Annotated in this window: 20 protein-coding genes; 15 read left to right on the top strand and 5 right to left on the bottom strand. The window is 70.2% G+C overall.

The window, feature by feature from the left end; translation table 11 throughout:
• The first annotated feature begins 2 nt into the window (after positions 1–2).
• Positions 3–128 carry a hypothetical protein gene (locus ACGFJ2_RS57145; RefSeq protein ID WP_393483458.1) on the top strand — a complete coding sequence of 42 codons (126 nt, stop codon included), beginning with the start codon at positions 3–5 and terminating at the stop codon, positions 126–128.
• Positions 129–135: 7 nt separating this feature from the next.
• Here ACGFJ2_RS57145 and ACGFJ2_RS57140 read toward each other — a convergent pair whose 3' ends face one another.
• The gene (locus ACGFJ2_RS57140) at positions 136–1,212 is read right to left on the bottom strand and encodes a LacI family DNA-binding transcriptional regulator (protein WP_357956559.1); all 1,077 of its coding nucleotides are present in this window, start codon (positions 1,210–1,212) and stop codon (positions 136–138) included.
• A 148-nt stretch (positions 1,213–1,360) separates the two neighbouring features.
• Here ACGFJ2_RS57140 and ACGFJ2_RS57135 point away from each other — a divergent pair, with 148 nt between their 5' ends.
• Genes ACGFJ2_RS57135 through ACGFJ2_RS57120 form a run of 4 tightly spaced genes read left to right on the top strand, consistent with a single transcriptional unit; the run spans position 1,361 to position 5,605 of the window.
• Positions 1,361–2,722, top strand: a complete 1,362-nt coding sequence (locus ACGFJ2_RS57135; RefSeq protein ID WP_358183780.1) for a hypothetical protein — start codon at positions 1,361–1,363, stop codon at positions 2,720–2,722.
• Positions 2,723–2,727: 5 nt separating this feature from the next.
• Entirely contained in the window at positions 2,728–3,627 is a 900-nt protein-coding gene (locus ACGFJ2_RS57130; RefSeq protein WP_393483453.1) for a carbohydrate ABC transporter permease, read from the top strand.
• Complete coding sequence (locus tag ACGFJ2_RS57125) at positions 3,624–4,448, top strand: carbohydrate ABC transporter permease (protein WP_357956554.1); 825 nt, start codon at positions 3,624–3,626, stop codon at positions 4,446–4,448. The genes ACGFJ2_RS57130 and ACGFJ2_RS57125 overlap by 4 nt, the downstream gene beginning before the upstream one ends.
• 2 nt (positions 4,449–4,450) lie before the next feature.
• The gene (locus ACGFJ2_RS57120; RefSeq protein ID WP_393483449.1) at positions 4,451–5,605 is read left to right on the top strand and encodes a glycoside hydrolase family 68 protein; all 1,155 of its coding nucleotides are present in this window, start codon (positions 4,451–4,453) and stop codon (positions 5,603–5,605) included.
• Here the strand turns inward: ACGFJ2_RS57120 and ACGFJ2_RS57115 are convergent.
• On the bottom strand, positions 5,589–6,365 hold the full coding sequence (locus ACGFJ2_RS57115) for an alpha/beta fold hydrolase (protein ID WP_393483446.1): 777 nt from the start codon (positions 6,363–6,365) through the stop codon (positions 5,589–5,591). The genes ACGFJ2_RS57120 and ACGFJ2_RS57115 overlap by 17 nt on opposite strands.
• 143 nt (positions 6,366–6,508) lie before the next feature.
• Between ACGFJ2_RS57115 and ACGFJ2_RS57110 the strand changes: the two genes are divergently transcribed.
• Complete coding sequence (locus tag ACGFJ2_RS57110; RefSeq protein ID WP_393483443.1) at positions 6,509–7,363, top strand: helix-turn-helix transcriptional regulator; 855 nt, start codon at positions 6,509–6,511, stop codon at positions 7,361–7,363.
• Here ACGFJ2_RS57110 and ACGFJ2_RS57105 read toward each other — a convergent pair.
• Positions 7,354–8,892, bottom strand: a complete 1,539-nt coding sequence (locus tag ACGFJ2_RS57105) for a hypothetical protein (RefSeq protein WP_393483440.1) — start codon at positions 8,890–8,892, stop codon at positions 7,354–7,356. The genes ACGFJ2_RS57110 and ACGFJ2_RS57105 overlap by 10 nt on opposite strands.
• Positions 8,893–9,019: 127 nt before the next feature.
• Here ACGFJ2_RS57105 and ACGFJ2_RS57100 point away from each other — a divergent pair, with 127 nt between their 5' ends.
• From ACGFJ2_RS57100 to ACGFJ2_RS57090, 3 genes are all read left to right on the top strand, one after another.
• The gene (locus ACGFJ2_RS57100; RefSeq protein ID WP_393483437.1) at positions 9,020–9,682 is read left to right on the top strand and encodes a response regulator transcription factor; all 663 of its coding nucleotides are present in this window, start codon (positions 9,020–9,022) and stop codon (positions 9,680–9,682) included.
• 66 nt (positions 9,683–9,748) lie between these two features.
• Positions 9,749–10,861, top strand: coding sequence for a sensor histidine kinase (locus ACGFJ2_RS57095; RefSeq protein WP_393483434.1), 1,113 nt, complete (start codon positions 9,749–9,751; stop codon positions 10,859–10,861).
• Between the two features lie 196 nt (positions 10,862–11,057).
• Positions 11,058–12,488 carry an MFS transporter gene (locus ACGFJ2_RS57090; protein WP_393483431.1) on the top strand — a complete coding sequence of 477 codons (1,431 nt, stop codon included), beginning with the start codon at positions 11,058–11,060 and terminating at the stop codon, positions 12,486–12,488.
• A gap of 42 nt (positions 12,489–12,530) precedes the next feature.
• On the opposite strand, the gene ACGFJ2_RS57085 is transcribed toward ACGFJ2_RS57090, so the two are convergent.
• Together ACGFJ2_RS57085 and pdxA are read right to left on the bottom strand one after the other, a co-directional pair.
• Positions 12,531–13,358 carry a DeoR/GlpR family DNA-binding transcription regulator gene (locus tag ACGFJ2_RS57085; protein ID WP_393483428.1) on the bottom strand — a complete coding sequence of 276 codons (828 nt, stop codon included), beginning with the start codon at positions 13,356–13,358 and terminating at the stop codon, positions 12,531–12,533.
• Between the two features lie 37 nt (positions 13,359–13,395).
• Positions 13,396–15,738, bottom strand: a complete 2,343-nt coding sequence (gene pdxA, locus ACGFJ2_RS57080) for a 4-hydroxythreonine-4-phosphate dehydrogenase PdxA (protein ID WP_393483425.1) — start codon at positions 15,736–15,738, stop codon at positions 13,396–13,398.
• A 359-nt stretch (positions 15,739–16,097) separates the two neighbouring features.
• On the opposite strand from pdxA, the gene ACGFJ2_RS57075 reads away from it, so the two are divergent.
• From ACGFJ2_RS57075 to ACGFJ2_RS57050, 6 genes are read left to right on the top strand one after another with little or no spacing between them, the layout of a single operon-like run.
• Positions 16,098–17,624: an ABC transporter substrate-binding protein gene (locus ACGFJ2_RS57075; protein WP_393483422.1), complete on the top strand. Its 1,527-nt coding sequence runs from the start codon at positions 16,098–16,100 to the stop codon at positions 17,622–17,624.
• Between the two features lie 3 nt (positions 17,625–17,627).
• Positions 17,628–18,563, top strand: coding sequence for an ABC transporter permease (locus ACGFJ2_RS57070; protein ID WP_357956532.1), 936 nt, complete (start codon positions 17,628–17,630; stop codon positions 18,561–18,563).
• Positions 18,560–19,522, top strand: coding sequence for an ABC transporter permease (locus ACGFJ2_RS57065; protein ID WP_357956530.1), 963 nt, complete (start codon positions 18,560–18,562; stop codon positions 19,520–19,522). Before ACGFJ2_RS57070 ends, ACGFJ2_RS57065 begins: the two co-directional genes overlap by 4 nt.
• Positions 19,519–20,388 (top strand): ABC transporter ATP-binding protein, encoded by an 870-nt coding sequence (locus tag ACGFJ2_RS57060; RefSeq protein WP_393483418.1) that lies wholly within the window; start codon positions 19,519–19,521, stop codon positions 20,386–20,388. The genes ACGFJ2_RS57065 and ACGFJ2_RS57060 overlap by 4 nt, the downstream gene beginning before the upstream one ends.
• A complete protein-coding gene (locus ACGFJ2_RS57055; protein ID WP_393483416.1) occupies positions 20,385–21,245 on the top strand; it encodes an ATP-binding cassette domain-containing protein in 861 nt (286 codons plus the stop codon). Before ACGFJ2_RS57060 ends, ACGFJ2_RS57055 begins: the two co-directional genes overlap by 4 nt.
• Positions 21,242–22,201, top strand: coding sequence for an aldo/keto reductase (locus ACGFJ2_RS57050; protein ID WP_357956524.1), 960 nt, complete (start codon positions 21,242–21,244; stop codon positions 22,199–22,201). The genes ACGFJ2_RS57055 and ACGFJ2_RS57050 overlap by 4 nt, the downstream gene beginning before the upstream one ends.
• Positions 22,202–22,224 lie beyond the last annotated feature (23 nt).

The following is a 22,224-nucleotide window of genomic DNA, read 5'->3' as shown; positions in this document are numbered from 1 at the left end:
TCGTGGCGGCACTGTCGGCGCTGGTCAGCGTGACGCTGGTGCGCAACGGCCGGAGGAAGCGCGCGGTCAGCGGCGTCTGGGACCGCTTCGACCCGGCTCCATCCCTGGAGACGCCGGCCGGCACGTGATCAACGGTCAAGCCGGCGACGGCGAGACGGATTCGCGACTGCGGACCGGCATCGGGACCCGGTGCACCTCGCCGGCCCGGTCGGTGTCCGCAGGGTCGCGGTCGGTCTCGGCGAGCCGATCCATCTCGGCGAACAGCACGTCGACGGCCTTGCGCCCCAGTTCGTAGTGGGGCAGCGCCACCGTGGTCAGTTGAGGCCGCATCCACGAGGCGAGGGGGTGGTCGTCGAAGGAGACGATGGAGACGTCCGCCGGCACCTTGAGCCCGAAGTCGTCGAGTGCCTGGTAAGCGCCCATGGCGATGCGGTCGTTGAAGCAGATCAGCGCATGCGGCCGGACGGTGCGCAGGAGGTCGTGCGTCGCGGCGAGGCCGTACTCCGGCTGCCAATCAGGACAGGTGCGGGCGCCCGCCACCTTGACGCCCGCCGCGCCGAGCGCTTCGCGGATGCCGACGAGCCGCTCCACCGCCGCGACGCTCTGCGCGGGCACGTCGCGCAGGCGCGGGCCCGCGCCGATCAGGTAGATGTCGTCGCGGTGGCCGGCCTCGAGCAGGACGCGGGCCGCGCGGCGCCCGGCCTCGACCTCGTCGGGGATGACGGCGGGCAGGGGAGTGGGCTGCTTGGGCAGTGCGTTGAGCAGCACGGCGGGCGCGGCTGTGATGCCCTTGGGCACCTTGATGGTCCTGGTGAACATCGAGGCCAGGATGAGCCCGTCGACCTGGCGGTCGTGCATGGCCTGCAGCAGGAGGCGTTCGAGCTCGGCGTCGCCTTCGGTCTCACCGATGAACAGCATGAAGCCGCGCTCACGGGCCGCCTCCAGCGCGCCCTTGATCATGTCGCCGGCCAGCCGCGAGGTGGCGACGGTGTCGGAGACGAAGCCGATCGTCCGGCTGGTGCCCGTACGCAGGCCCACGGAGACGATGTTGGGCCGGTACTGCAACTCCTCGGCCGCCCGCAGGACCCGCTGCTCGACGTCCTGAGAGATGCGCAGCTCACGGCCGCGGCCGGACAGCACCAGCGAGGCGGTCGGGCGGGAGACACCGGCCGCCTTGGCCACATCGGCCAGCGTGACCCGTCGTGGGCTCACCCAGGACCTCCGATCGTCAAGAGAGTGGTACGGGGGGTTGACATCGTACGACGCGCGCCGTGAGACTATCGGGCGCTAACCCGATTTAGCAACGGAAAGCGGGACATCAGCCCGGTGCCGATCGTCCCAAGCAGCAGAGGAGATGCACATGGCACGCCGAGTTCGCCCCGGCAGGTCCGGGGCCGCGCTTGTGATCGCCATGGGGACGCTGGCCGCCGCCTGCGCGGCTCCCGGCAGCGACAGCCCGCGACCCCAGGCCACCAGCGCCTCGCCGGTGTCCGCGGCGCCCACCTGCGGCACCGCGCCGATCACCATGAACGGCTACTTCGAGACCGGCTTCCCGCTCCCCAAGGCGCTGACCACCGAGTTCACCAAGCAGCACCCGAACGTCACGTGGAACATCCGCGAGGACCAGTTCGCCGTCATCACCCAGAACGCCCCGCGCGTGCTGGCCGACAACCCGCCCGACCTGATGCGCCTGCCCCAGGTCTCCGAGCTGGTCAAGGACAACCTGCTGAAGAACCTGGACGGCTACGCGAGGGCGTTCGGCTGGGACAAGTGGCCGGCCTCGCAGCTCCAGCAGCTGCGCCTGGGCCCGGGCGGACGGCCGCGCGGCGAGGGCTCGCTGTACGCCCTGGGCCTCAACTTCAGCATGACCGGCGTCTTCTACAACAAGAAGCTCGCCGCGCAGGCCGGGATGTCGGCGCCGCCCGCCACGCTGGCGGAGTTCGACGCGGTGCTGGCCAAGGCCAAGAGCGCGGGCATCACGCCCATCGTGCAGTTCAACGGCGGCGCCACCGGCGGCCTGGCCTTCCCGCTGCAGAACCTCATGGCCTCCTACGGCCAGCCCCAGCCGATCAACGACTGGATCTTCCAGAAGCCCGGCGCCACCATCGACACCCCGTCGAACCTGCAAGCCGCCCAGCACCTGGAGCGGTGGATCAAGGCCGGCTACTTCCAGAAGGACGTCAACGCGGTCGATTACGCGACGATGATGAGCCGCTTCATCGGCGGCAAGGGCCTGTTCATGTTCAACGGTGACTGGGAGTCGGGCAACCTCGACAAGCAGATGGCGGGCAACGTCGGCTTCTCCCTGATGCCGCCGGTGCAGCAGGGCGGCAAGCGGGCCGCCATGTCGGCGCCTTTGACCTTCGGGATCGCCGCGAACGCCAAGAACGCCGACTGCGCCGCCTTCTTCCTCAACTGGGTGGCCACCGACAAGCGGGCGCGCGAGATCGGCGTGGAGGTCGGCGGTTCGCGTCCGATGGGACCGGCCGAGGCGTACATGCCCGCCGTCAAATCCGGCACGGTCACCGCCGGTACGCTGGCCGCGGGGGCGGACATCGCCAAGGACAACGGCGCGATGGACTTCATCGCCAACGCCACCGGCGCCATCTACGCCAAGAGCTGGACCCCCCAGCTGCAGAAACTCGTCGCGGGACAGCAGACGCCGCAGGACCTGCTGAAGAGCGTCCAGGCCGACTACGCCGGCCAGCTCGAAGGGAACTGAGGCAGGTGGGTTCCTCGCACCGGCGGCCGGCGGTGGCCAAGCTGCGCGGCTTGACCGGCTGGCTGTTCGTCGCCCCGGCGCTCGCCTTCTACGCGGTGTTCGTCCTGCGCCCGATCACCCTGACGTTCCAGTACTCGCTGTACGACTGGGACGGCATCGGCCCGTCCACCTGGGTGGGCCCGGCCAACTACGGCAAGGTCTTCACCGATCCAGATCTGTTCGAGTCGCTGGTCAACGCCGTCAAGCTGATCGTGTTCTTCAGCGCGATCCCGGTCGTGCTGGGCCTGGCCATCGCCGCGACGATCCGGCGGATCGCCGCCAGCCGGCTCGCCCTGATCGCGCGGACCGTGCTGTTCCTGCCGCAGGTCATCCCGCTGGTCGCGGCCGGCATCGCGTGGAGCTGGCTGCTGGCCTCCACCGGTGTGATCAACCAGTTGCTCTCGCTCGTCGGCCTCGGGGGAGTGACCCGGGCCTGGCTGGGCGACTTCGCCACCGCCCTGCCCGCGGTCGGCATGATCGGTGCGTGGGTGCTGCTCGGCCTGTGCACGCTGCTGCTCCTGGCCGGCATGAGCAAGATCGACCCGGCGCTGTACGAGGCCGCCCGGCTGGACGGCGCGGGGGCGTGGCGGGAGTTCGTCTCCATCACGGTGCCGAGCCTGCGCCAGGAGATCGCGGTCTGCGTCACCGTGACAGTGATCGCGGCCCTGGCGAGCTTCGACATCATCTACATCTCCACCCAGGGCGGTCCCGGCAACACGACCATGGTGCCCGGCCTGCAGATCTTCTACCTGGCCTTCTCCGAACGCGAGGTGGGCATGGCCTCGGCCCTGGCCGTGGTGCTCATGGTCCTGGTGATCGCCTGCGCCCTGCCCATCCAGTGGTTCGCGAAGGACGGCAACCGATGATCATCGCCTCGCGGGAAGCCTGGACCGGCAGGCTGCTGCTCGTCCTCATGATGGCGGTCACGCTCCTGCCGTTCCTCAGCCTGTTCGTCACCGCCCTGCACCCCTCGGGCACCTACCCGGCCGGGCTGGCCTGGCCGGCCGAGCCGCAGTGGGGCAACTTCCCGCGCGCTTTCGAGGCCGCGAAGATGGGCGAGCTGCTGAAGTCGAGCGCTCTCATCGTGCTCGGCGTGGTCCCGATCTCCATCCTGCTGGGGACGATGGCCGGCTTCGCCATCGGTCACCTGCGCGTGATCGGCGGCCGGGTGATCTTCCTGCTGTTCGTGCTCGGCCTGACCCTCCCCTTCGAGGGCATCATCACGCCGCTGTACTACCAGATCCGCGACATGGGGCTGCTCAACACGCGCTGGGCGATCATCCTGCCGCTCATCGGCCTGTTCATGCCGTTCAGCGTCTTCTGGATGCGGGCCCACTTCGTCAACATGCCCGGGGAGCTGTCGGAGAGCGCGCGGATGGACGGCGCCAACGTGTGGCAGCTGTTCCGCCGCATCCACGTACCCCTGGCGATGCCGGCGATCTCGTCTCTGGGCATCCTGCTGTTCCTGTGGACCTGGAACCAGTTCCTGCTGGCCATCGTCCTGGTCGACGACCCCACCAAACGTACGATGTCCGGCGCTCTGGGCGCCTTCCAAGGACAGTGGGGCACCGACATTCCGCTGTTGTGCGCCGGATCGCTGCTGATCCTGACGCCCACGCTGGTGATCTTCCTCATCTTCCAGCGTCACTTCGTCAAGGCCCTGCTCCAGGGCTCCTTGAAGGGCTGACCATGCTCTCTCCGGCACGCTGGACCCACCGGCACCTCGACCTGCTCGCCGAGGCCGCCACGACCACGGCGCCCGTCATCGCCACCGCGGCACCGATTCTGCCCGACCACGACCTGTGGGACCTGTGGCCGATCCAGGACGAGGACGGCTCGACGACCGTGATCCGCGGCCAGGAGCTGTGGATGGCCCTGTCAGCCCCCGCCGCCGGCCACCCCGAGGAGCGCCACGACCAGGCGCGGATCCGTCTGCTCGCCCACCGCGACGACAAGTGGAAGGACCTGGGGAACGCCTTCGCCGACGGCGCCGCGCCCGGCAGCCGCGAATGGTCCGGGTCAGCGGTTCGGCGGCCTGATGGGACCGTGTCCGTGTACTACACGGCCGCTGGACGGCGTGGCGAAGCACGACCGACGTACTGGCAGAGCGTCATCGAGGCCCGCGCCGCCCTGATCGCCGACGCCGGCCGCATCTCGTTGCGACCGGACGTCGAGCATCGTGAGATCCTGCGCTCCGACGGCCGGATGTACCTGCTGACAGAGGAGGGCGACGGAGCCCCGGGCCTGCCGGCAGAGGAGGGCGACGGAGCGCCGGGCCGCATCAGGGCCTTCCGCGATCCCGGCTGGTTCCGCGACCCGGCCGACGGGCGCGATCATCTCCTCGTCGCAGCGTCCACCGCGTGGGAGGACGGCTTCACCGGCGCGATCGCCCTGGCCGAGCAACAAGCGGGCACCTGGTCCCTCCTGCCGCCGCTGCTCGTCGCCGAAGGCGTCAACCACGAGCTCGAACGACCGCACGTCATCGTCCACGACTCCCGGTACTACCTCTTCTTCTCCACCCAACGCCACACTTTCCACCCGGCCGGCCGCACGCCCACCGGGCTCTACGGCTTCGCCGCACCGGGCCTGACCGGGCCGTACGAGCCGCTCAACGGATCCGGGCTCGTGATCCAGAACCCCGCCCGCCAACCCGACCAGGCATACGCCTGGCTGGTGCTGCCCGACCTCCGTGTGGTCAGCTTCGCCAACTACCGCTCCTGCCAGGGCGTGGATCCGCGATCCGCGCCGGCCGCGCGGGCCCGGGCCGGTTTCGGTGGCACCATCGCCCCGATGCTCAGGCTCACCCTGGACGCGATGACCACCTCTGTCATCCCGGGTGGATGAAGTCGCGGACGAGCTTCACGAACTCCGTCGGCCGCTCGGCCATCACGATGTGTCCGCTGTCGACTTCCTCGTACGAGGCGCCCGGGATGTCGGCGGCCAGCGCGCGGGAGTACTCCGCGGAGATCAGAGTGTCGCGGGCGCACCCGATCACCAGCGTCGGCGCCTGAATCCCCGGCAGCAGGTCGCGGACGTCCAGCCGAGAGGCGAGATCGATCTGCCGGAGCCTGCCCGGATGGGGCCGAAAGGCGGTGGCGAGCTCCGCCACGGCCGCCGGGCCGATGGCAGCCAGATGCTCACGGCTGAAGGCGATCAGCATCGTGTACCGCGCGAAGGTGTCGCCATCACCGGCGAGATCGCGCCAGACGGTGAACGCGTTGCGGAGGTATTCATCGCCCCGCCCGGCCCAGCCCGTGACCGACACGACGCTGCGCACCAGATCCGGCCGGACGGCGGCCAACGCGGCGGCCACCGAAGCGCCCATGGAGTGCCCGACCACGTCGGCGGGCCCTTTCCCGAGGTCGGAGATCACGGCGGTGAGCTGCTCGACGAGCAGCTCGACCGTGAGCTCGCCCCCGTCGTCGCGCGCCGCGTCGCTTCCCGAAAGATCCGGCAGCACCACCGTGCTGGTGCCCGTGAACGCCCCGGCCACGCCGTCCCATGCCTTCGAGCCCGGACTGCCGCCATGCACCAGTACGAGCGGGCGGCCTTCGCCCATCACCCGGTACGGCACGTGCGCCCTGCCCACTGTGATCTCTCTCATGTCCGTCTCCCCTCTCAGCGCTGCTCGACACCAGGGACGATGCCAGGAGCGTGCGGCGATGAGGAGGGGAGCCGATTCCCTAGGATCGGCCCTCCTAGCGTGCGCGGCCCGCGCAGTGGGCCGGGCGGGCGAGGATGGATGACATGAAGATGGACCGCGTCAAGCTGGCGGACTTCCTCCGCCGTTCCCGCGAACGGCTCCGGCCGCACGAGGTCGGCCTGGCCGCCGGACCCCGGCGCCGCACGCCCGGCCTGCGCCGCGAAGAGCTGGCCCAGCTGGCCGGGGTGTCGGCCGACTACGTGATGCGGCTCGAACAGGCGCGCAGCTCCCAGCCATCGGTCCAGCTACTGAGCGCACTCGCCCGGGCCCTGCGGTTGACCGAGGATGAACGAGATCACCTTTACCTGCTGGCGGGCCACCGGCCACCCGAAGGCGCGCGCGCCGGAAATCACGTACGTCCCGGCCTGCTCTACCTTCTCGACCGGCTGGGCGACACGCCCGCCCAGCTCCTGACCGACCTCGGCGATCTGCTCGCGCAGAACGCCCTGGCCGAGACGCTGTTCGGGTGCGTGTGCAGGATCGAGGAACGGGACCGGAACATCGTGTGGCGCTGGTTCACCGACCCGTTCGTCCGCCAGGCGTACCCCGCCGAGGAACACGACCGCCACAGCCGCCTGCGCGTCGCCGACCTGCGTGCCGCCGCGACACGTCGTGACTACGATCAGCCATCGAGCGCCCTGATCGACCGGCTCGGGGCGGCCAGCGAGGAGTTCGCCGACCTCTGGCAGCGGCACGAGGTCGCCGTGCGCCGCGAGAGCCGGTTGCGTGTCATTCATCCGTCCGTCGGGCTCATCGAATTCGACTTCGAGATGCTGCAGACGCAGGCCGCCGACCAGCGCCTGCGCCTGTTCACGCCGCCGCCCGGATCCAAGAGCATCGAGGCTCTCGAGCTCTTGCGTGTCATCGGCCCGGAGACCGCCCACCGCAGTCACCGATGATTTGTCCTGCGGTGCACGGCCATCGCCGCCCCGAGGGCGAGGGCGGCATACCCGCAGGTCACGGCCAACCCTGCCCAGGGCGGGAGCGGGTAGTAGCTCCCGAACAGTGACGGGCCGACGTCCACATGCGCGAACGTGGGGACGCTCTGCGTGATCGCGAACCCGGCGGCGGGGGTGATCACCAGCAGCCATGGCGCCAGACCCGCGGTCGCCAGCAGGTACGGCACGACGACCAGCGCGATGGCCAGCCCGCTGGCGACGATGGCCCGCTTGACCAGCGCGGCCAGGCCCAGAGCCAGCACGGCGGCGGCCGCGGTCAGCGCCGCGAAGCCGACGATCACCCGCAGCTCGGTCCCCACGGTGAGCGGCTGAATCGGGTTCTGATGGGCACGCAACAGCGCCAGACCGCCGGGCACCACGATCCCCGAGGTCACCAGCCCCGCCGCGAACGCGACCGCGCCGACCACCGTGGCCTTGGCCGCCAGCAGCCGCGCCGGACGCGGCCCGACCGGCGGCCCGACCGGCGGGCCGACCAGTGGCCCGACCGGCGGCGCGAGCGGCTGTGCGTGCTGCGGGCCGGTCCTGATCAGCCCGCGCCGGTGGTCTGCCGTGTAGAACGTGACCGCCACCACGAGCACCAGGATCAGCCCCACGACCCCGCCGATCAGCGTGAAGTCGGCGCGCAGACCGCCCTCCACCGTGGCGGGCCCGATGTCGCCGCCCCCGGTCACGATGAGCTTGTCACCGGACTCGACGACCCCGCCCGGGTGATGCGGGGTCTTACCGTCGGACTCCAGAGCGACGCCGACGTCGTCGCGGCGCCACGAACCGTTCGCGCCCTGCAGTTTGATCTGGTCGAAGGTGGCGGTGGCCTGGGCGAAGGCCTTCGCCATGTCCCACAAGGCGCCTGGTGAGGTGGCGAACAGCCCGATCTCGACCGTCTCCGGCAGCCCGGTCAGGTTGACCGTGCTGACCTGGGTCCACGTCTTGCCGTCGTCCGACTCGAAGCCGGTGACGGTGTCGCCCGACCTGGTCAGCCGCAGCCACTGCGGGCCGTTGTGCGGTCCGCCGGCCACGTCGTGGGTGTAGTTGTACTGCATCCGCACGCCGTGATCTCCGGTGAGCATGACGGCGGCGTACGGTGTGCCCTGCTTGAGGCTCTGCCGTACGAGGAGCCCGGCCTTCGCCCACGGCACCACCCCCTGCTTGATGTTGCGCACTCCGGGTACGGCGTCCGGCAGCCGCATCTGCCCGGTCATGTCCGCCACGCGGGCGGTGATGCTGCCGTTCCCCTTGAGCGGCTGGTGCACGAAGTAGTACCTGTCCTGCACAGCCGTGCCATCGGGTCCCACCAAGGGCGCGGGGCAGGGGCCCTCGCCCTTCCCGGTCACGCAGCTGCTGCGGACGCCCCCGGCGATCAGCAGTCCGAGCGACACGGTGACCAGTACGGAGGCCGCCATGGCGAGCACCCAGCCTCGCCCGGAGCGGAACCTGGTCCACTCCACGTGCAAGCCGGATCGGAACGGCATAGATGGATTCATGCCGACGGTTGTACGCGGCACCCGGTTCCAGCCCGGTCGCAGTGGCTGCGACCTGGTTGCGACCGGGGATCTGGGATCGTAAGGGCATGGCACCTCAACCAGGCGGTGAGGAGCGGTGAGGGTCCTGGTCGTCGAGGACTTCGAAATCCTCGCCCGCTCCATCGGAACCGGGCTGCGCCGCGAGGGCATGGCCGTCGACGTCGTCCTGGACGGCACCGCCGCCCTCGACCGCCTGGCCGCCACCCGCTACGACGTGGTGATCCTCGACCGCGACCTGCCCGGCGTCCACGGGGACGAGATCTGCCGGCGACTCGCTCACGGCCGATGTGAGACCCGCGTGCTGATGCTCACCGCCTCCGGCACGATCGAGGACCGCGTCGACGGGCTCAGCCTCGGCGCCGACGACTACCTGCCCAAGCCGTTCGCGTTCGCCGAACTGGTCGCCCGGGTCCGTGCCCTGGGCCGCCGTGCCACCCCGCCGCTGCCGCCCACCCTGGCATGCGGGAACATCACCCTCGATCCGGCCCGCCGTATCGCCTTCCGGGCCGGCCGGCGCCTTGAGCTGAGCCCCAGGGAGTTCGGCCTGCTGGAATGCCTGCTGGCCGTACCCGGGTTGGTCATCTCCGCCGAGGAACTGCTGGAGCGCGTCTGGGACGAGGCCGCCGACCCCTTCAGCAGCGCCGTCAAGCACACCATGCACCGGTTGCGGGTCAAGCTCGGCGATCCGCCCGTGATCGAGACCATCCGCGAAGGCGGCTACCGCATCGGACCGTCATGACCTCCCACACGCTTAACCGCATCGGACCGTCATGACCTCACAGACGCTCAACCGCATCGGACCGCAATGACCTCGCAGACGCTCACCAGAAGGTCGCTGCAGACGCGGCTCGCGCTGGCCTACGCGGCGGGCATCTACGCCGCCGGGACCTTCGTCCTCATACTCGTCGACATCCCGCTGGCCGGCATCCAGCAGACCACCCCCAAAGGCTCATCCGGCCCGATCACTGAAACCGGGGCCGGGATCAGCCTGCCCCAACTCCTCACCGGATCCGCCATCGCCCTGGTCATACTGATTCCCGTCGCCCTGGCGCTCGGCTGGTACGTCGCCGGCCGGTTCCTGCGCCCGCTGCGCGCCATCACCACCACCGCCAAAATCATCTCCGCCGGAGACCTCCACCGGCGCCTGGACCTCGGCGAGCCCGCGGACGAGCTGACCGAACTCGGCCACACCCTCGACGACCTGTTCGCCCGCCTGCAAGCCTCCTTCGACGCCCAGCGCCACTTCGTCGCCAACGCCTCCCATGAGTTGCGCACCCCGCTCGCCGGCCTGCGTACCCTGCTCGAAGTCGCCCTCGCCGACCCCGGCGCCGACGCCGGGACCCTGCGCTCGGTCTGCCAGGAGGCCCTCACCCTGGGCGAACACCAGGAGCGGCTCGTCCAGGCGCTGCTCGCCCTGGCCACCAGCGAGCGCGGCGTCACCCGCTGGGACGCCCTCGACCTCACCCAGATCGTCGCGGGAGTGCTCGCCTCCCGCCGCGACCAAGCCGCACAGACCGGCATCGACCTCGCCGAACACCTCACGCCCGCGGTGACGGCCGGGGACCCGAGACTGATCGAGAGCCTCGTCGCCAACCTCATCGACAACGCCATCCGCCACAACCGCCCGGACGGCAAGGTCAAGATCACCACCCAGACCATCGGCACCCAGGTGGCCCTCACGGTCACCAACAGCGGGCCGGTCATTCCCGGCGACCAGATCCAGCGGCTCTTCCAGCCCTTCCAGAGACTGGCGCCCGATCGTCACGGCCGCCGCGACGGCTACGGCCTCGGCCTGGCCATCGTCAACGCCGTCACCCAAGCCCACCACGCCACCCTCACCACCAGCGCACGCCCCGAAGGCGGCCTGTCCATCACCGTGCGCTTCGCCCACGAAGCTCATCCGAGCCGTCCCCGCTGACCGGGCACGCGCGGGGGCAAGGTTCTACCGCGGCTTGAGGCTTTCGCACCCTCATCCGCCCAGCACCGTCGACGACCGGCGGGCAAAGCCTCCGGGAACAGTTCAACGACAGCCTTGAAGGCATGAGTCCTGACGATCACGAACAACCCGGCGGCGCCGAGCCCGCCATCCACACCTTCGTCGTGGAGGTGGGCGCGTGAGCCTCACTCCACCCTCCGCCACGCCCGCGTGGCGGGAGTTGCTGGGCCGTGAGCATCTCGGCGCGGCGATCGTACTGGCCGGCGGAGTGCTCGTCGGCGCGATCAACATCTATCTGACGGCGAGCCTGCTGCCGACCGCGGTGGCCGATTTCGGCGGCGCGAGCTTCTACGCCTGGAACATGACGATCTACCTCGTCGCCATGGTGATCGCGACGATGCTCACCGGCCGCCTCCTGTCCCGGCAGGGGAACGTCGGCGCCTACCTTCTCGGGTTCGCCACGTTCAGCGCGGGCTCGCTGGCCTGCGCGCTGAGCCCGGCGATGGCGGTGCTGCTGGTCTCCAGGGGTGTCCAGGGGCTCGGCGCGGGATTGCTGTCCGGGCTGGGGTTCGCCGTCATCCGAGCGGCGCTGCCGGCCCGGCTCTGGACGCGCGGCACCGCGCTGATGTCGGCGATGTACGGCGTCGGCAACTTCGCCGGTCCGGCGCTCGGCGGGCTGTTCGCCCAGTTCGGCTCGTGGCGGCCGGCGTTCGCGGTCATGGCCGTGATCGGGGCCGGGTGCGGCGCGATCGTGCCCCGCGTGCTGCCGCCCAGCGAACGCGGCGACGGGCGGGTGCCGATCCCGGCCGGGTCGCTGCTGCTGGTGACGGCCGCGGCCGGGGCGGTGAGCGTGGCGGGGGTCGTGGCCGGCACGCTCGCGAAGGCCGCCGGTATCGCGCTGGCGCTGCTGCTGATGGCCGGGTTCGTCGTCCATGAGCGGCGCGGCGAGCCGCGGGTCTTCCCGCGTACGACGTACCAGAGAGGTTCGTCGTTGAAGTGGGTCTACCTGACGCTGGGGCTGCTGGCCTTCGGCGTCGCCGTCGAGTCGTTCCTTCCGCTGTTCGGCCAGCGGCTGGCCGGGCTGCCACCTCTCATCGCGGGGTTCTTCGCCGCGGCGATCTCGCTCGGCTGGTCGCTCACCCAGATCGGCAGCTCGTCGGTGACAGGACACCGGGCGGTACGCCGGCTGCGTGTGCTCGGCCCGGTGCTGCTCGCCGCCGGCCTCCTCCTTCAGGGACTGCTGCAGCATGCGGACACGCCGAGCTGGCTGGTGCTCGTCTGGGTGCCGGTGCTGTTCGTCGCCGGTGCGGGCATCGGCCTGGCCTACCCGCATCTGTCGGTGGCCGCGATGTCCAGCACCCGCGATCCGGAGGAAGGCGGCCGGGCGGCGGCCGCGATCGCCACCGTGACGAGCCTGTCGATCGCGTTCGGTACGGCAGTGGGCGGCGTCCTGGTCAACCTGGGCGGCGCCTCGATACTCGACTCGGCACGGTACGCGCTGTTCGGCACCGCGGTCATCTGCGCGACCGGCGCCCTCACCGCCTATGCCGCCAATCGTACGAGCCTGACGGAACCGGCCGATCAGGCCCCGCTCCACCAAGGATCGTGAGCGGTTGCCCGAGTCAGGGCGGCATGATCGGCCGCGCTGCCCTCACCCTTGCGGGGCGCTCGGCTGATCGGCGGCCGGCTTCGCCTTGCTGACCTGGCCTTCGACGTCGACCACGACCACCTCGACTCCCTCTTTCGAGAACGGGGCCAGCGCGTCTTCCGAGGCCGTGTCGTCGGTCACCAGCGTCCAGGGCCGGGGGAGCCGCACCCAGGCATGGAACGGACCGCGCCCGAGCTTGGCCGCGTGCGCCAAAACGTAGGTCTTACGGGAGTTGCGCGCCATGAGCTCCTTGAGCCGGGTCTGCTGGAGGTCGGCCTCGCAGATCCCTCGGTCGGCGGTGACTCCGTCAGCCCCGAGAAAGACGCGGTCGAACGACATCCGTTCCAGAGACGCCTCGGTGGTGGGGCCCACGAAACCCTGGCTGAGATGGCGCAGCCGGCCGCCGAGGCACTCCACATGGAGGCTCTCGACGTCACCGAGCTCCTTGAGCACGGTCAAGCTCGTGGTGGCGATGAAGAGCTGGGTGCTGGAGCGCAGTTCGTGGGCGAGCGCCGCGACGGTCGAGCCGGCGTCGAGCAGCACGGACTCGCCGGCCCCGATCTGCTGAGCCGCCCATCGGGCGATCCCGTGTTTGGCCTCGAAGGCCTCGCCGACGCGCTGGCGCACCGAGTCCTCGGGGTGGGCGACGACGGCCATCGCGCCGCCGAACGTCCGGGTCAGCAGGCCTTGCGTGGTCAGCCGGGCCAGGTCACGGCGAATGGTGGAGGGCGTCACAGCGAACGTCGAGGACAGTTCTTCGACACTGGCCAGACCACTGGTCGTGGCCAGGCGCACGATCTCGGCGCGCCGACGGTCAGAGTTCCTGGACAACGCTCCTCCTTCTCGGCTTGCGTTCAACGGTCCCGGGTCAGCTCGCCGGACTGGGAGACATCTGGGCGGCTTGCCGCAGCGCCTCGATCATGCTACCGACCTCAGCGATGCCCTTCCCCGCGATGTCGAAGGCGGTTCCGTGATCCACGGACGTGCGGATCACGGGCAGGCCCACGGTGATGTTCACCCCGGCCTCGATACCCAGGATCTTCACCGGGCCGTGTCCCTGGTCGTGGTACATCGCCACGATGAGGTCGTAGTCACCGCGTCCCGCGACGAAGAACGCCGTGTCGGCGGGCAACGGCCCCTGCACGTCGATGCCGTCGGCCTTCAGGACTTCGATGGCGGGAACGATCTTCTCGGCCTCCTCGCCGTAGCCGAACAGGCCGTTCTCGCCGGCGTGCGGATTGATGCCGCACACTCCGATGCGCGGGTTCTCGATCCCGGCCCGCTGGAGCGCCTCATGACCTCGGCGGACGGTCCGCTCCACCAGGCCGGGTTCGATCTTCGCGATGGCGTCGATCAGCCCGATGTGCGTGGTGACGTGGATGACCCGGATCTTCGGCGAGGACAGCATCATGGACACCTCGCCGGTCTCGGTCAGGTGCGCGAGGAGTTCGGTGTGGCCGGGGAAGATGTAGCCGCCCGCGTGCAGGGCCTCCTTGTTCAGCGGCGCCGTGCAGATCGCCTGCACCTCCCCGGCCATCGCCAGCTCGCTGGCCACCCGGACATAGTGGTACGCGGCCGCCCCCGCCACGGGGGAGATCTTCCCCCAGGGCAGGTCCTCCGGCAGGAGCCCCAGGTCGATGACGTTGAGGCGGCCCGGCTGGAACACGGCGTCGGCCACTGTGTCGATCGCGACGATCTCGGTGTCGATCCCGAGGATGCCGGCCGCCTGGCGCAGCCGTACGGCGTCGCCGATGACGACGGGACGGCAGAGTGCGGCGGTGCCGGCGTCTTGGAGGGCGCCGACGATGACTTCCGGACCCACACCGGCACCGTCACCCATGGTGACGGCGATGATCGGAGTGGCCGCGGTGCGAGGCTGTCGGCTGACGCCGGCAGTGCTGATGCTCACTTCGGGACCTTTCGCTTGGTTCTGGGAGCTTTCGCGTTGGGAGAGAGTGGGGTTAAGGGAATCGAGGGAGTACGGGGCCAGGGTCCTGACGATCTCGACGAGCGAGTCGGCCTCCCCGAAGCTGCCCGGGCGGGTGACCACGGAACGGCCGTCGGCCGTCCGGGAGTGGACGGCACCCGGGCGCACCTGCCCGGCCGGGGTCAGTTCCCGCACCTGGAGGGCGTCCAGGACGCGCCGGGCGGTCTCGCCGCCGGTCAGGACGAGGTCCACCGGACTCTCGTACGCGCGCACCGCGTCCGCGACGGCCTCGGCCAGCCGGCTCGCGATGTCACGGGAGGCCGCAGGGAGGACGACGCCGGCGGAGTCGAGGTGCGCCACGACCGCTCGGTCGCCGAGGGGAATACGGGGGAGGGGTTCGCGGCCGTCGGGTGTGCCGAGGAGGGCCGTCAGAGGCAGGGCCACGGGCACGGCTCCGGCCTCGATCAGCCGGCGCACCTGTTCGGCCGCGACCGGCTCGGCACTGCCCACCACGACGAGCGGCGCCGGGCAGCCCACGCCACCGTGCCCTGGAACAAGCGGATGCTCCCCGGCAGCCGGGCCGAGACTCCGCAGATGGCGCCCGAGCGCGTCGGCGAGCCCGCCGGAGCCGACCAGCCGTACTGACGGCACGGCCAGCGCGGCACGCAGGACGGCGTCCAGATCCTGATCCGTCTCCGCGTCGCACAGCGCGATATGCGCATCCCGCGCGCAGGAGGCGATCGCCTCGGAAAGACGATCCGATCGCACGGTCGCGAGGTCCAGCACGCGGGCCGGGAGCGGCGCCAGAGCCGCCTCGACCGATGTCGGAGCCGGGACACCGTCCACCGCCCAGGCGTTCGCCTGGTGGAGGGGGGCGCCGGCCACGTACAGCACGCCGCCGCGTACCACCCGATCCAGGCCGGGCAGCGCGGGAGCGACGACGACGGCGGCGCCGGGCGTCGCGAGCGCGGCCACCTCCGCCGCGACGTTGCCGCGCAGCAGAGAGTCGATCTTCTTGAAGATCAGCCGCGGCCGCCCGGCGGAGGCCGCGGCGACCGTGGAACGCACCGCCGCGGCGGCGTCGGCGGGCTGCCGATGCCGGGAGTCGGTGTCGACGACAAGGATGTCGGCGAGTTCGCGCTCGCCGCGCACGGCGTCATGGGTGAGAAGAATCCTTGTGCGTGTTCCGCGCATCATGACTCGTGCTGCGGACTCGGCTGCCCCCGACAGGTCGTCGGCCACGATGAGGACACCGTGCGTGGCCGTGCTGGGATTGGGCCTCAAGGAACCCCCGGTGTGATTGATCTTTGCAGGTCAGAAGGACTCTCGCGGCGTTCGCGAACCCATATGCGCGATCCGCTTCTGAGTGAGGCGGACGCGTCGCCGTATCCTTCGTCTTGACTGGATGATGTCACAGCTTGCACAAAATGCGCTAGGCCCCTTGCGCGAAATGCGCAGTCGTGTAATGGTGCAGCAACGTCGTTGTGACGTGGGAAACATCCGGTCCTGGCAGACGGCCGCTGCTGAGCGGCGTACCACTGCGGACGGTTCAGAAAGCGAGAAGCCCAGTGACTCATCCCGGAAGCGGCCCCCAGTTCTCCCGTCGCAGTCTTCTCCGTCTCGGCGCTCTCACGGGTGCGGCCATGACCCTGAGTCCCCTCGCCGCCTGCGCGGGACCGGGGAGTGCGCCCGGCGTGGGCTCCAGCGGTGGGCCCGCCGGCGGCTCCGGCATCACCTTGGCGCTCAACCGCTCGCTCGTGTCGCTGGACAACAAGCTCAACCAGTTCGATGCCGCCGTCACCGTCCAGCGCGGCGTCCGTCAGGCGCTGACCTTCATCGACCCCAAGCTCACCGTGCAGCACGTCCTGGCCGAGCGGTTCGAGCTGACGGCCCCCACCGAGTGGACGGTCAAGCTGCGCGACGGCGTCCGCTACTCCGACGGCAGCCCGGTCACGGTCCAAGACGTCGCAACCGCGCTCGAGATGTACCAGAAGGTGCCCGGATCGTTCCTGGCCGGCCTCTTCCCCGAGTGGCCGACGGTCACCCCTGTCGACGCCGCCACCTTCAAGCTCGTCACCAAGCATCCGGTGCCGACACTCGACTACCTGATGGCGAACATCCTCATCACCCCCGCCGCCGCCAACAAACCGGAGGAACTCCAGGGCGGTGTGGGATCGGGCCCTTACGTCGTCACCGCCGCGAACCGGGGCACCGGCGAGTACACGCTGCAGGTGAACGAGAAGTACTGGGGCCCGGCGCCCGCGATCAAGACCGTACAGGTCAGGTTCCTGCCGGAGGAGGCGAACCGCGTCGTCGCGCTGCGCAGCGGCGAGGTCGACGTGATCGACGCGATCTCCCCCGATGCGATCAGCCAGCTGTCGGGGCTGGGTGACGTGGAGGTGCAGCAGGTGCCGAGCACGCGGATCACGCAGCTCTTCTACAACTTCCGCAAGCCCGCCGGGCACCCGCTCGCCGACCCGCGCGTACGTGAGGCGCTGAGCTACGCCATCAACGGCCCGTCCCTGATCAAGGACGTCTTCGCCGATTCGGTCTCCCCCGCTCGGGGCGTGGTGGCCGACACCCTGACCGGCGCGGTCCAGGCGGGTGAATACGTCTACAACCCGCAGAAGGCCAAGCAGATGCTCGACGCCGCCGGAGTGAAGGATCTCAAGATCAAGATCATCTGGGAGACCGGAGAGTTCGCCAACGACACGAGCGTCATGGAGGCGGTGGTGGAGATGCTCAAGGCCGTCGGCGTGCAGGCCGAACTCCAGCAGTTCCAGCCGGGCGGCGACATCTCCAAGTGGCGGCAGGGACGGGGCGGCGACTGGGACGTCCTCGGCAACGGCTACCCCGGCCCGACCGGGCTGGCGCTGACGCCGCTGCAGGGCATGTTCGCCGGCACGAAGGAAAAGGAGGCCACCCGCGACACCTACCAGGGCTACGTGTTCCCCAAGATCGCCGCCTTGCTGGAGAAGGCCTCGCAGGAAACCGACAAGGCCGCCCGGGAGAGCATCCTCGCCACCGCCCAGAAGGAGATCTGGAACACCTGGCCCTGCATGTGGGCCTTCGTCCCCAAGACCGTCATCGCCCGGCGCAAGCGCGTGGAGAACGTGCTGCTCAGCCCCACCAACTCCTACGAACTCGCTTCCGTGCGACTGAATGGATGAATCGTGGTTCGCTATGTTGCGCAGCGTGTCGGGCAGAGCATCCTGGCGATTTTCCTGACCGTCTCCACGGTGTTCGTCCTCGTACGGCTGGCACCAGGGGATCCGGCGGCCGCCTACGCCAGCCCGCTGGCCACCACGGCTGAGCTCGACCGTATCCGCGCCCAGTTCGGCCTGGACAAACCGCTCATACAGCAGTACGGAATCTTCGTCCAGGACCTGTTCCACGGCAACCTGGGCACGTCCTTCTCCTTCCAGGCCCCCGCTCTGGACGTCGTCCTCAGCCGGATGCCGTACACGATCATGCTCGCCGTGTCCGCCATCCTGTTCGCCGCGGTCGTGGCCATCCCGGCCGGTGTCTGGATGGCCAGGCACGCCGACACCGCCCGCGAGCTGGGGGCCAACGTGGCCATGATCGCCGGGCAGTCCATGCCGGAGTTCTGGAGCGGCATCATGCTGCTGACCATCTTCGCCGTGCTGGTCCCCGTGCTCCCGGCATCCGGTTTCACCAGCTGGGCCGGCCTGGTGCTGCCCACCGTGACCGTCGGCATCCTGCAGATCGCGCTGATCTCCCGCCTGGTGCGCCGGGAGATGGGAGCGGGCTTCGCGGCGCCCTATCTGACGATCGCCCGCGCCCGCGGCATCTCCGAACGCGGCCTGACCTGGCGCTACGCCATGGGCAACTCGGCCGTCCCGGTGGTGACCGCGCTCGGCACCCGCTTCGCCGCCATGCTCAACGGCGTGGTGGTGGTCGAGGTCGTCTTCGCCTGGCCAGGTGTCGGATCGCTCGTCGTACGCGCGCTGGAGACCAGGGACTACCCGCTGATCCAGGCGACCGTCCTGGTCACGGCCGTCCTGACGGTGCTCGTCCAGCTCCTCATCGACCTCACCTACCCGCTGCTCGACCCGCGGGTACGACTCGGGAAGGCGGTGGCCTCATGACCGCCACGACAGTCGGCCCCGCCGACGGCTCCGGCAGCCGGGACACCGCGGCGCCCGCCACGCGGCCCAGCGCGGTGACCGCCAAGGATCTCGCCCGATCCGCCGCGGCCCGCCGCCGCAAGAGCGCGCGGCTGAAGATATGGGTCGGCTCGGTGGCCGTGGCCCTTGTCGTCCTGCCCGTCGCCTTGGCCGGCCTCCTGCCGATTCCCGGACCGGACGCGCAGAGCCTCAGCCTGCGTCGCCTGCCGCCCCTGACCGACGGGCACCTGTTCGGAACCGACCAGCTCGGCAGGGACCTGCTCTCCCGGGTCCTGCACGGCGGCCAGGTCTCGCTCACCGTCGGCGTGCTGGCCATCCTCGTGTCCGGTGTCATCGGTCTCATCGCCGGCGCGGCGGCCGGATTCTTCGGCGGCTGGGTCGACACCGTGGTCTCCCGCCTGCTGGAAGCGCAGCTGTCGCTGCCTCTGCTGTTGATGCTGCTGCTCGTCGTCGCGCTCTTCGGGCCGTCCATTCCGGTCATCACCTTCGTGATCGCCTTCGCGCAGTGGCCGGAGGTGGCCCGCCTGACGCGTTCCCTGGTGCTCGTCGAGCGGGAGAAACCGTACGTGGCCGCGGCCCGGGTGCTCGGCCTGCATCGCATCACCACCCTGCTCCGGCACGTGCTGCCCAACGTGGTCAAGCAGGCCTCGCTCGTGATCCTGCTGCTGCTGGCCCAGGCCGTGCTGCTGGAGAGCGCGCTGAGCTATCTGGGCGCCGGTCCGCAGCGCCCGTTCGCCACGTGGGGCCGCATCATCGCCGACGGCCAGGACTACATCACGACGTCGTGGTGGCTGGTCACGCTGCCCGGACTGGTCATCGTGCTGCTCGTCGTCGGTGTCAACCTGCTCGGAGACGGCCTGCGGGACCGCGCTCGCCGGCGCAAGGGCCCGCAGACGGAAGGGAAGGTGAGCCGGGCATGACAGCCGAGTTCGACGAGGCCGACCGCCCCCTGCTGGAGGTCGAGGACCTGCAGATCGAGCTGATGACCGAGGCCGGCATCGTCCGCGCCGTCGACGGCGTCAGCTTCCTCATCCGCCAGGGCGAAACCGTGACGATCATCGGCGAGTCGGGATCCGGCAAGTCCACCACGGCCATGGGCATCCTGCGGCTGCTCCCCCCGGAGCTGGCGGTCCTGTCCGGCACGGCCCGCTTCCAGGGAGTCGACGTCATCGCCGACCCGCGCGCGGTGCGCGACGTGCGCGGGCGTACCGTCTCCCTCATCCCGCAGGATCCGATGACGGCGCTCAGCCCCGTCCACACCATCGGGCAGCAGCTGCGCGAGGCCGTACGGCTGCGGCACCGCGGCCTGTCCAGGACGGAGACCGTCTCGCGGTCCGTCGAGCTGCTGGCCCGGATGCACATCCCGGACCCTGCGTCCCAGCTGGGCAAGTATCCGCATCAGCTGTCGGGCGGCATGCTGCAGCGCGTGCTCATCGCGATCGCGCTCGCCGGATCGCCCGTCCTGCTCGTCGCCGACGAACCCACCTCCGCCCTGGACGTCACCGTTCAGGCCGGCATCCTCGGCCTGCTGCTCGAAGTGCAGGAGAACACCGGTATCGGCATCCTCATGATCACTCACGACATCGGCGTGGCCCGGCTCGTCTCGGACCGCATCCATGTCATGAAGGACGGCCGATTCGTCGAGTCCGGTGAGGCCGAACAGATCGTCAACGCGCCCCGCGACCCGTACACCAGGAAGTTGCTGGCGGCGGTCCCACGGCTCGGCCCGTGGGACGAGGACGGCGAGTCTCCGGACGCGCCCATAGCGCTGGGAGAGCCCCGATGACCGATGACACGTTGCTCGAGGTCGACGGCCTGGTTGTGGATTATCCCGTCGCCCACGGCGTGTTCCGCGCGGTCGACGACGTCAGTTTCAGCGTCCGGCGGGGCGGCACTCTGGCCATCGTGGGGGAGTCGGGCTGCGGCAAGTCCACGATCGCCCGCTCGATCGTCCGGCTGGTCAAGCCCACCGCGGGGCGCATCGTGGTGGGTGGCACCGATATCGCCAGGCTGAGCGAGAAGCGGCTGCGCCCCATGCGTAACCGGGTGCAGATGATCTTCCAGGACCCGTACGGATCGCTCGACCCGCACCTGTCCGCGCAGGAGATCGTCGCCGAACCGCTGCGCGTGCGCGGAATGCGCGACAAACGCGCGCGGGCCAAGGAGGCGGCCACGCTCATCGACCAGGTCGGCCTGCCGGCCACGGCCCTGGAGCGCCGCCCGCCGGAGTTCTCCGGTGGCCAGCGCCAGCGCATCGGCATCGCCAGAGCCCTCGCCTCCAAGCCCGACCTGCTGGTCTGCGACGAGGCGACGAGCGCGCTGGACGTGTCCGTGCAGGCGCAGGTCCTCGCCCTGCTGATGAAGATCCAGGCCGAGACCGGCCTCACCTATGTCGTGATCTCCCACAACCTCGGTGTGGTCAGGGAGATCAGCGAGGAGATCATCGTCATGAGCAAGGGGCGGCTGGTCGAGTCCGGCCCGACCCGCAAGGTGCTGGCCGCACCGGCCGACCCCTACACCCGCGCCCTGCGCAGGGCCGCGCTGGATCCGACCGCGATCCAGGGACGTAAGCCGCGCGAGCTGGTGCGGGCCTCGTCCACTACGCAGCTGCCCGCACCCGTTCAGCGAGGAACCGACCAATGACATCACCCGTCCGGCTGTCCCAGTTGGTCTTGGGGACCATGACGTTCGGTGACACGGCCGACGCGAAAGAGGCCGAGCGCATGCTGGACCTGGCGCTCGAGTCCGGCATCACCGGTGTGGACACCGCGAACGCCTACGCGGGCGGCGCGACCGAATCCATCCTCGGGCCACTGCTCGCCACCCGGCGCGACCGGATCGTCCTCGCCACCAAGGCCGGCATGCCCCATCCGGACGCGGGCGATCACGCTCCGTTGTCCGCCCGAGGGTTGCGCGCGAGCCTCGAAGGCAGCCTGCGCCGCCTGAACGTCGACCATGTCGACCTGTTCTACCTGCACCAGCCCGACCGCCGTACGCCGCTGGCCGAGACGCTCGGCGTCATCGCCGAGTTCGTCGCCGAGGGCAAGATCGGCGCGCTCGGCGTCTCCAACTACGCGGCCTGGCAGATCGCGGAGATCAACCACACCGCCGACGCCGTCGGCGCGCCGCGGCCGGTCGTCGCCCAGCAGCTGTACAACCTCCTGGCCCGCAGGGTAGAGGAGGAATACCTGGAGTTCGCGCGGAGCACCGGCCTGACGACCATGGTCTACAACCCGCTCGGCGGGGGCCTGCTCACCGGGCGTCACACCTTCGAGCAGGACCCCGCCGCCGGCCGCTTCGGCGACTCCAAGCTGGCGCCCATGTACCGGCAGCGCTACTGGAACGGGGCGCTGTTCGAGGCCGTCACCACCCTCGGCGAGATCGCCGCGCAGTCGGGCCTGTCCCTCATCGAGTTGTCCCTGCGGTGGCTGCTGCATCGCGACGGCGTGGGGGCCGTCCTGCTCGGCGGTTCCAAGGCCGAACACCTGCGCGCGAACATCGCGACCGCCGCGGCCGGACCGCTTCCCGAGGACGTCGTGGCAGCCTGTGACCGCGTGGGCGCGGCACTGCGCGGCCCCATGCCCGCCTACAACCGATGAGAGCCGACTACCGAGGAGAGCGC

The organism is Nonomuraea sp. NPDC049028 (genome assembly GCF_043197735.1).
Taxonomy (GTDB): domain Bacteria; phylum Actinomycetota; class Actinomycetes; order Streptosporangiales; family Streptosporangiaceae; genus Nonomuraea.
This window is presented reverse-complemented; position numbering and strand designations above follow the sequence as displayed.